This window comes from Chryseobacterium sp. HNCC26DJ238, from assembly GCF_057180465.1.
In genome coordinates this window covers 157,315-164,575 of the sequence record NZ_JBXUGI010000012.1, presented here as the reverse complement: position 1 = coordinate 164,575, position 7,261 = coordinate 157,315, and the positions used below count along the sequence as shown (strand labels likewise).

Annotated in this window: 6 protein-coding genes; 4 read left to right on the top strand and 2 right to left on the bottom strand. The window is 37.2% G+C overall.

What is annotated here, in order from left to right; all coding sequences use genetic code 11:
* Window positions 1-382 precede the first annotated feature (382 nt).
* Complete coding sequence (locus tag AC2A07_RS12950; RefSeq protein WP_484050764.1) at window positions 383-1,306, bottom strand: AraC family transcriptional regulator; 924 nt, start codon at window positions 1,304-1,306, stop codon at window positions 383-385.
* Window positions 1,307-1,484: 178 nt separating this feature from the next.
* On the opposite strand from AC2A07_RS12950, the gene AC2A07_RS12945 reads away from it, so the two are divergent.
* From AC2A07_RS12945 to AC2A07_RS12935, 3 genes are all read left to right on the top strand, one after another.
* Entirely contained in the window at window positions 1,485-3,014 is a 1,530-nt protein-coding gene (locus AC2A07_RS12945; protein WP_314499055.1) for an aldehyde dehydrogenase family protein, read from the top strand.
* Between the two features lie 333 nt (window positions 3,015-3,347).
* A complete protein-coding gene (locus tag AC2A07_RS12940; RefSeq protein ID WP_314499057.1) occupies window positions 3,348-3,731 on the top strand; it encodes a DUF779 domain-containing protein in 384 nt (127 codons plus the stop codon).
* 76 nt (window positions 3,732-3,807) lie between these two features.
* A complete protein-coding gene (locus AC2A07_RS12935) occupies window positions 3,808-4,506 on the top strand; it encodes a phosphatase PAP2 family protein (RefSeq protein WP_484050763.1) in 699 nt (232 codons plus the stop codon).
* 92 nt (window positions 4,507-4,598) lie between these two features.
* Here AC2A07_RS12935 and AC2A07_RS12930 read toward each other — a convergent pair whose 3' ends face one another.
* A complete protein-coding gene (locus AC2A07_RS12930; protein ID WP_484050766.1) occupies window positions 4,599-5,657 on the bottom strand; it encodes a 3-oxoacyl-ACP synthase III family protein in 1,059 nt (352 codons plus the stop codon).
* Window positions 5,658-5,974: 317 nt separating this feature from the next.
* Here AC2A07_RS12930 and AC2A07_RS12925 point away from each other — a divergent pair, with 317 nt between their 5' ends.
* Window positions 5,975-7,258 carry a cryptochrome/photolyase family protein gene (locus tag AC2A07_RS12925; RefSeq protein ID WP_484050762.1) on the top strand — a complete coding sequence of 428 codons (1,284 nt, stop codon included), beginning with the start codon at window positions 5,975-5,977 and terminating at the stop codon, window positions 7,256-7,258.
* The last annotated feature ends 3 nt before the right edge of the window (window positions 7,259-7,261 follow it).

The following is a 7,261-nucleotide window of genomic DNA, read 5'->3' as shown; positions in this document are numbered from 1 at the left end:
AGGGCAGTGTAACAATCTAACAATGTCTTCAATGTAACAATGTAGCAATTTTATCAATGTAACAATGAAACAGTCCTATCAATGTAGCAATCAATCAGTTTTGTCAATGTAGCAATGGAGCAATGGTTTTAATGTAACAATGGAGCAAGTTTTTGAATGTAATAATGGAGCAATGGCTTCAGTGTAGCAATAATCGATATAGTGATGTGACAGATCAGATTAGCATTCCAATGAAATGATTCACTCTCCCATTGATCGTTACATTAATACGATTGATCCATTGTTACACTATTGTATTCTGATGAGTTGTCCACCTACCCATTGATCGTTACATTAATATAATTGATCCATTGTTACACTATTATTACACTGCATCAGGATCTTATCTATAGCTGACTGCATTATTCTGATAGTTTTTAGGAGTTATGCCAACCAGCTGCTTGAACACTCTTGTAAAATAGTTCGTATCAGAAAAGCCTGTCTGAAAAGCTGTTTCCTTAATGCTGCTGTTTAGAGCCAGAAGTTCTTTGGCCCTACTGATCCGTTCCTGTAAGATAAAATCATTGGGTGAAGTCCCCAGTTCATCTTTAAACATTTTAAAGAAATTCGACTTGCTTACGTAGGCGAGTTTGGCAATGCTTTCTACAGAAAGCTTCTGATGAATATTTTTCCTGATATAGTCTACAACAAAACCGATGCGGGACTTGTTTTTAGCAATGTTTTTTTCCACCATACTTCTGGCCTGAGTCTGCATAAGTCTGATCAGAAGTTCTTTTACAGCAAAATCCGCCATGATATCCTTTTGAGTATTATCATCCATAGCTATTCTCATGATATTATTGGTGGCAGAGGCCAATGACTGATTATTGAAAAGAAAATATTCTTCAGGCTGCAGATCCCAAGAAGAGGTTTCATCTGCTTTCGCAAAATTATAATTGAGATGATTGAGAGATTCTTCGATAAATTCAGGATTTAAACTTAGAGAAATACATTGGGTAGGGGTCTCATCTGCATCAGGAAAGTCGATGACCATGGTTTCTCCCGGAGCTACCAGTACACTCTGTCCCGGAAAATAATCAAAATAGCTCGTCTTGTTCTCCAGTTTCATATATTTTCTTCCCTGAAGCATTGCTGTAAAAGCAATATTGTCAAAACGGAGCTTAATGTCAAATGCTGCCTGATGAGTCTCATAGATACTGAATTCACAATTGTTCAGACTGAATTTGGTTTGATTTTCTACTAAGTTAAGAAGCTGGCTTTCCTTCTTTAACTGGGGAGTATTCAGTAAAAACTTGTGCTGGTTCATGGGTAACTATTTTTGATTTAGGCTTTTATAAATATAAAAATTATATCGTTATCATGGTGTTAAGGAAATGATAAAGTATTTGCCCGATACTATTTTGAAGTTTATTTGTAGGATTTTGCTATTGCTTTAGTAAGATTAGATATAACTTAGTCTGAATTAACAATCAAATAATACTAATATGAGCACAGTAACAGAACAAAAATCAGACACGGTACTGCAGTGGCCGGAATTTAAAAAGCAATATGACAACTTCATAAACGGTGAATTTACGGCACCGGTTAATGGGAAATATTTTGATGTGATCTCTCCGGTAGACGGCAAAATTTTCACCCAGGCTGCACATTCTTCAAAAGAAGATTTAGAATTGGCAGTGAATGCGGCAGACAAAGCATTTCAGACCTGGAAAGATACTTCATCTACAGAAAGGAGTGTTATTTTAAATAAAATTGCTGACAGGATCGAGCAGAATCTTGAATATCTTGCTATTGTTGAAACCATCGATAACGGGAAAGCGGTAAGAGAAACTCTGGCCGCAGATATACCGTTAGCGGTTGACCATTTCAGATATTTCGCTTCGGTGATCAGAGCCGATGAAGGATCGCATAATGAACTGGATAAAGATACGGTTTCACTGATCGTTCATGAACCGCTCGGAGTAATCGCACAGATCATTCCGTGGAATTTTCCGATTCTGATGGCCGTATGGAAATTAGCTCCGGCACTGGCAGCAGGAAACTGTGTCGTCCTGAAGCCTGCAGAGAGCACACCGGTTTCTATTTTAGTGTTGGTCGACCTGATTAAAGATCTTCTTCCACCGGGTGTCATCAATATCGTTAACGGTTTCGGTGCTGAACTAGGCAGAGCTTTGGTAACGAATCCTAAAGTAGCAAAAGCTGCATTTACAGGATCTACAGCTACAGGTAGAATGGTAATGCAGTACGCAACAGAAAATATTATTCCTGTAACTTTGGAACTGGGAGGTAAATCACCTAATGTTTTCTTCAGTTCAGTGATGGATGCAGATGATGCATTTTTAGACAAAGCTATTGAAGGCGCTGTTCTTTTTGCCTTAAACCAGGGTGAAATTTGTACCTGCCCGTCAAGACTTTTAGTACAGGAAGATATCGCAGACGAATTTATAGCCAAAGTGATCGAAAGGGTAAAAGCGATCAAAGTTGGAAATCCTTTAGATAAAACCGTTATGATGGGAGCTCAGGCTTCTAAGATTCAGAAGGATAAAATTCTTTCTTATATTCAGTTAGGAAAAGAAGAAGGTGCTGAAGTTCTCGTAGGCGGTGATGTTAATCATGTAGGTGAAAATCTTGATGAAGGATACTATATCCAACCGACTATTTTCAAAGGGAACAACAGAATGAGAATTTTCCAGGAAGAAATTTTCGGACCTGTATTGGCATTTACTACTTTCAAAGATGAAGAAGAGGGAATCAAAATAGCCAATGACACAATTTATGGACTTGGAGCTGGGGTCTGGACAAGAGATGCACATCAGTTGTACAATGTGCCGCGTCAGATCCAGGCTGGTAGAGTATGGGTTAACCAATACCATTCATATCCTGCAGGAGCACCGTTTGGAGGTTACAAACAGTCAGGTATCGGTAGAGAGAACCATAAAATGATGCTTGATCATTACCGTCAGACGAAAAATATGCTGATTTCCTACAGTAAAGATAAATTAGGTTTCTTTTAATCTTTATGCAGGACTTGTAATACTATAATTAAATCTGCATGTCCTCATTCTAAAAAAGATGTGTAATGATAAGACACATAAGAGGTAATTGTCGGTCATTAGTTATAACTGAAAGAACTTCGTGAGCTTATGTAAGTAAAAAGGCTTTATGAAAATTAAAAACAGTTACTTATTACTAAAACTTTGTTAAAGTGATGTAGCATGATCGATAATGAACATTAAATTATATATTTGGTTTAAGTAAACCTGACAATGTTTGCGTTGTCAGGTTTTTTTAACTTCGTGCTTTATCTTTTGTATATTACAGAAGAATATTCAATTAAAATCAAAAATATGGAAACCAGGATATCAAGACTCTCAGTGACGGAAAAAGCGCTCGAACTTATTTGGGAGCTCGAAAAAAAATATGGTGACCTGATGTTTTATCAGGCGGGCGGATGTTGTGAAGGAACACAGCCTCAGTGTTTTGAAAAAGGAGGTTACTTTCCGAGAATGAATGATGCCATGATAGGAACGATCAACGGGCACGAATTCTGGATAGACCGTGATCTTTTTGAATACTGGCAGTACTCTCATTTTACATTAGATGTTTTAGACGGTTTCGGGCCGGGAGGATTTTCTCTGGAAACCCCTTTGGGTAAAACTTTTAAAGTACATTATAAATTATTTACTCCAGAAGAACTGCAGAATCTGGAAGAGGTGAAAAGAAGTGAATAATATCAGATAATAATCTGAACAATCACTTTTGCACTAAATTTGTAAATGATAATTATCAAAAATAATTGAGTCTAGTATGGAGATCAAAAGAGATGGAATATTTACAGGTTTTTCTGCATTTTTACAGGATAAAAAGAGTACACTTTTTTTGTGTTTTTCCATTTTTTTCATCATTCTTTTCCTCTTCCTCAGTTTTTATGTGGTTAATTTTGCTCCGCAGTCTCTGGACCTGTTAGTTTCTCAGGAGCTGCAGGAACATCCGAATGAGATTCTGGATATAGCTATGAAAGGGTTCAGCTGGTTAGGGACAGTTTATGTGGCCGGGATCATGGGGGGTGCCTTTACGATTGTATTTTTTATATTTAAATATTTCAGGGAAGGACTTTTTGTTTTATCATCCCTTTTGTCAGGTGGAGTAAGTTATGTACTGAAAATGTTTATAGACCGTCCGAGACCGACCACAGATTTTGTCAGAGTGATTGAAGAAACCCATTATCAGAGTTTTCCAAGCGGTCATGTTTTATTCTATACTGCATTTTTCGGAACCTTGATGGTGATCGCCCTTTACTCAAAAATTTTAAAGCTATCTTTGAAATTAATAATTTCTACAGGATGTTTGTCTATGATTGTCCTTGTAGCCATATCGCGTATCTACCTTGGAGCGCACTGGTTTACTGATGTAATCGGAGGCTTTATCATGGGGGTTCTTCTGGTGATGTGTACTGGTAGTATGTATCTCAGAAGTAAAAAAAACAGCAGCACAATAAAAGCATAAAAAAATTCATTACCGTAAAGTTGTCAAGCTTTCAGGTAATGAATTTTGTATCTATCTATCTATCTATCTATCTATCTATCTATCTATCTGAGTTAAACTCTGTACGTAAAAGCATTGATATTCATTCCTGCTCCGACGGATGCAAAAAGAATGATATCACCTTCAGTAAAAGAATGTTCGTCCATTTTGCCTTTCATGATCAGATCATATAAGGTTGGGATCGTTGCCACGCTGCTGTTTCCGAATTTATGAATAGACATCGGCATGATATCGGCCGGAGCAGTCATCCCGTAAAGACTGTAGAATCGCTCAATGATGGCTTCATCCATTTTTTCATTGGCCTGGTGGATCAGTATTTTTTTTAAGTCTTTAATATCAATTCCTGCTTTTTCAAGACACGACTTCATTGCGATAGGAACTTTGGTTAAGGCAAATTCGTAAATCTTTCTGCCTTTCATTTTTATATACCGGGTATCAGACAGATCTTCTTCCTTATTGTAGGAAGTTCCGAAGAACAGAAAATTAGCTTCATCATAAGAATAAGTAGCACTTTCATGAGAAAGAATACCGTTGTCCTCTTCAGTGGCCTCCACGATGACAGCACCCGCGCCATCAGCATAGATCATAGAATCACGGTCATAAGGATCCGTAACCCTTGACAGCGTTTCTGCACCGATGACAAGACAGCGTTTCGCAATTCCTGCTTTGACAAACGAACTTGCATGAATCATCGCTTCATTCCATCCCGGGCATCCGAATAAAAGATCATAGCCTACACATGAAGGATTTTTTATCCGTAATTTATTCTTCACCCGTGTCGCAATGCTGGGTACAGTATCAGACTGGATTTTTCCCTGTGCAACATCACCATAGTTATGGGCCACAATAATGTAGTCAATGGTTTCTCTGTCAACCGCTGCATCTTCAATCGCCTTTTCGGCTGCAAAGTAAGCCAGATCTGAAGTGACATGCTGGGAATCTGCATAGCGGCGTTCCTCAATTCCGGTAATGTCCTTAAATTTTCCAATAATAGACTCAGGAAATTTGATGGCAAGACCATCTTCATTTAAAAATACATAATCGGCAAAATCGGCATTTCTCATTACATTTTCAGGGGTGTAGCTGCCGGAACCTTTAATTCTTATATTCATCATAAATATCTTTGTAATAATATACCGCTGAATCTGCTGTTTTTACGGATTAATGATCAAAATTAGGATAAATCCCTGTCTTATTACTAATTTCAGAAGATAATTATAAAAATATTTTAGATTCTACACATAGTAATTCTAAAACGTATTGATTTTCAATTGTTTATTTGTTGGAATTTGAAGAAATATTTCAGGCACTTTATCCTGTTTCAAAATCATTATCCTGATTTATATTCATGGTGTGAGATTTGTATTTTGTCCGTAGAATAAAAATTATGGAAATTTTTAAGGTCGAATGTTAAATTTAGAATGATACGATGAGTGAAATTAATGTTTTCTGGTTTCGGAGAGATTTAAGACTTGAAGATAATACGGCGTTATTCCATGCTTTAAAATCAGATAAAAAAGTACTGCCTGTCTTCATTTTCGACAAACAGATTCTCAGCCAACTGAATGATCCGTCAGATAAAAGGGTGGATTATATCCATCAGGTGCTTACGGAAATCAATGACGAACTTAAAAAACATAAGAGTACCCTGATCACGTATTATGGTAAACCTTTAGATGTTTTTCGTCAGCTGATTAAAGATTTTGAAATTGGTACTGTATTCTGTAACAGGGATTATGAGCCTCAGGCAATAGAAAGGGATGATGAAATAAAAGAATTATTAGAGAAGAATGATATTGAATTCTCCGATTATAAGGATCAGGTTATTTTTGAGAAAGATGACATTCTGAAAAGTGATCATACACCTTACACGGTCTATACACCCTATTCAAAAAAATGGAAGGAAAAGTTAAATTCGGTTACTATTAGGAAGCTGAATCCTGATTTCACCAATTTTTTTCCTCAAAAGCATAAAAAGATTACCGGTTTAAAAGAGATGGGCTTCGAAAAAACAGATTTTGAATTTCAAAAGCCTGTTTTAGAGAAAAAGGTCATTGATACGTATGATCAGTATCGTGATTTTCCTGCTTTAGATCACACCACACGCCTGGGGATCGCACTTCGTTTCGGTACAATCTCGGTCAGAGAGTGTGTAGGATTTGCGGTAAAACATAACGGAACATGGCTTAACGAATTGATCTGGAGGGAATTTTTTATGCAGATCCTGTTTCATTTTCCTTATGTCGTGAAAGGTTGTTTCAAGAAAAAATATGAGAATATTAAATGGAGAAATAACGAAAAAGAATTTAAGCTCTGGTGTGAAGGGAAAACAGGTTATCCGATCGTTGATGCCGGAATGCGACAGCTGAACGAGACGGGATTTATGCACAACAGGATCAGAATGGTAACGGCAAGTTTTCTAACCAAGCATCTGCTTGTAGACTGGCGTTGGGGAGAAGCCTATTTTGCAGAAAAATTACTGGATTATGAGTTGTCATCCAACAATGGTAACTGGCAGTGGGCAGCGGGATGTGGCTGTGATGCGGCCCCTTATTTCAGAATCTTTAATCCTGAAGCACAGACCAAAAAATTTGATAAAGAATCAAAATATATCAATGAATGGTTGCCGGAAGATTATGATGAGAAGCCGGTTGTCGAGCACAGATCTGCGAGAGAAAGGGCTCTGGAAACTTATAAGAAAGGTTTATCATAAAAA

Excerpts from the sequence above, each read along its gene's own strand:
- AC2A07_RS12925 (WP_484050762.1), top strand. The coding sequence starts at position 5,975 with ATGAGTGAAATTAATGTTTTCTGGTTTCGGAGAGATTTAAGACTTGAA.
- AC2A07_RS12935 (WP_484050763.1), top strand. The coding sequence starts at position 3,808 with ATGGAGATCAAAAGAGATGGAATATTTACAGGTTTTTCTGCATTTTTA.
- AC2A07_RS12950 (WP_484050764.1), bottom strand. The coding sequence starts at position 1,306 with ATGAACCAGCACAAGTTTTTACTGAATACTCCCCAGTTAAAGAAGGAA.
- AC2A07_RS12945 (WP_314499055.1), top strand. The coding sequence starts at position 1,485 with ATGAGCACAGTAACAGAACAAAAATCAGACACGGTACTGCAGTGGCCG.
- AC2A07_RS12940 (WP_314499057.1), top strand. The coding sequence starts at position 3,348 with ATGGAAACCAGGATATCAAGACTCTCAGTGACGGAAAAAGCGCTCGAA.
- AC2A07_RS12930 (WP_484050766.1), bottom strand. The coding sequence starts at position 5,657 with ATGAATATAAGAATTAAAGGTTCCGGCAGCTACACCCCTGAAAATGTA.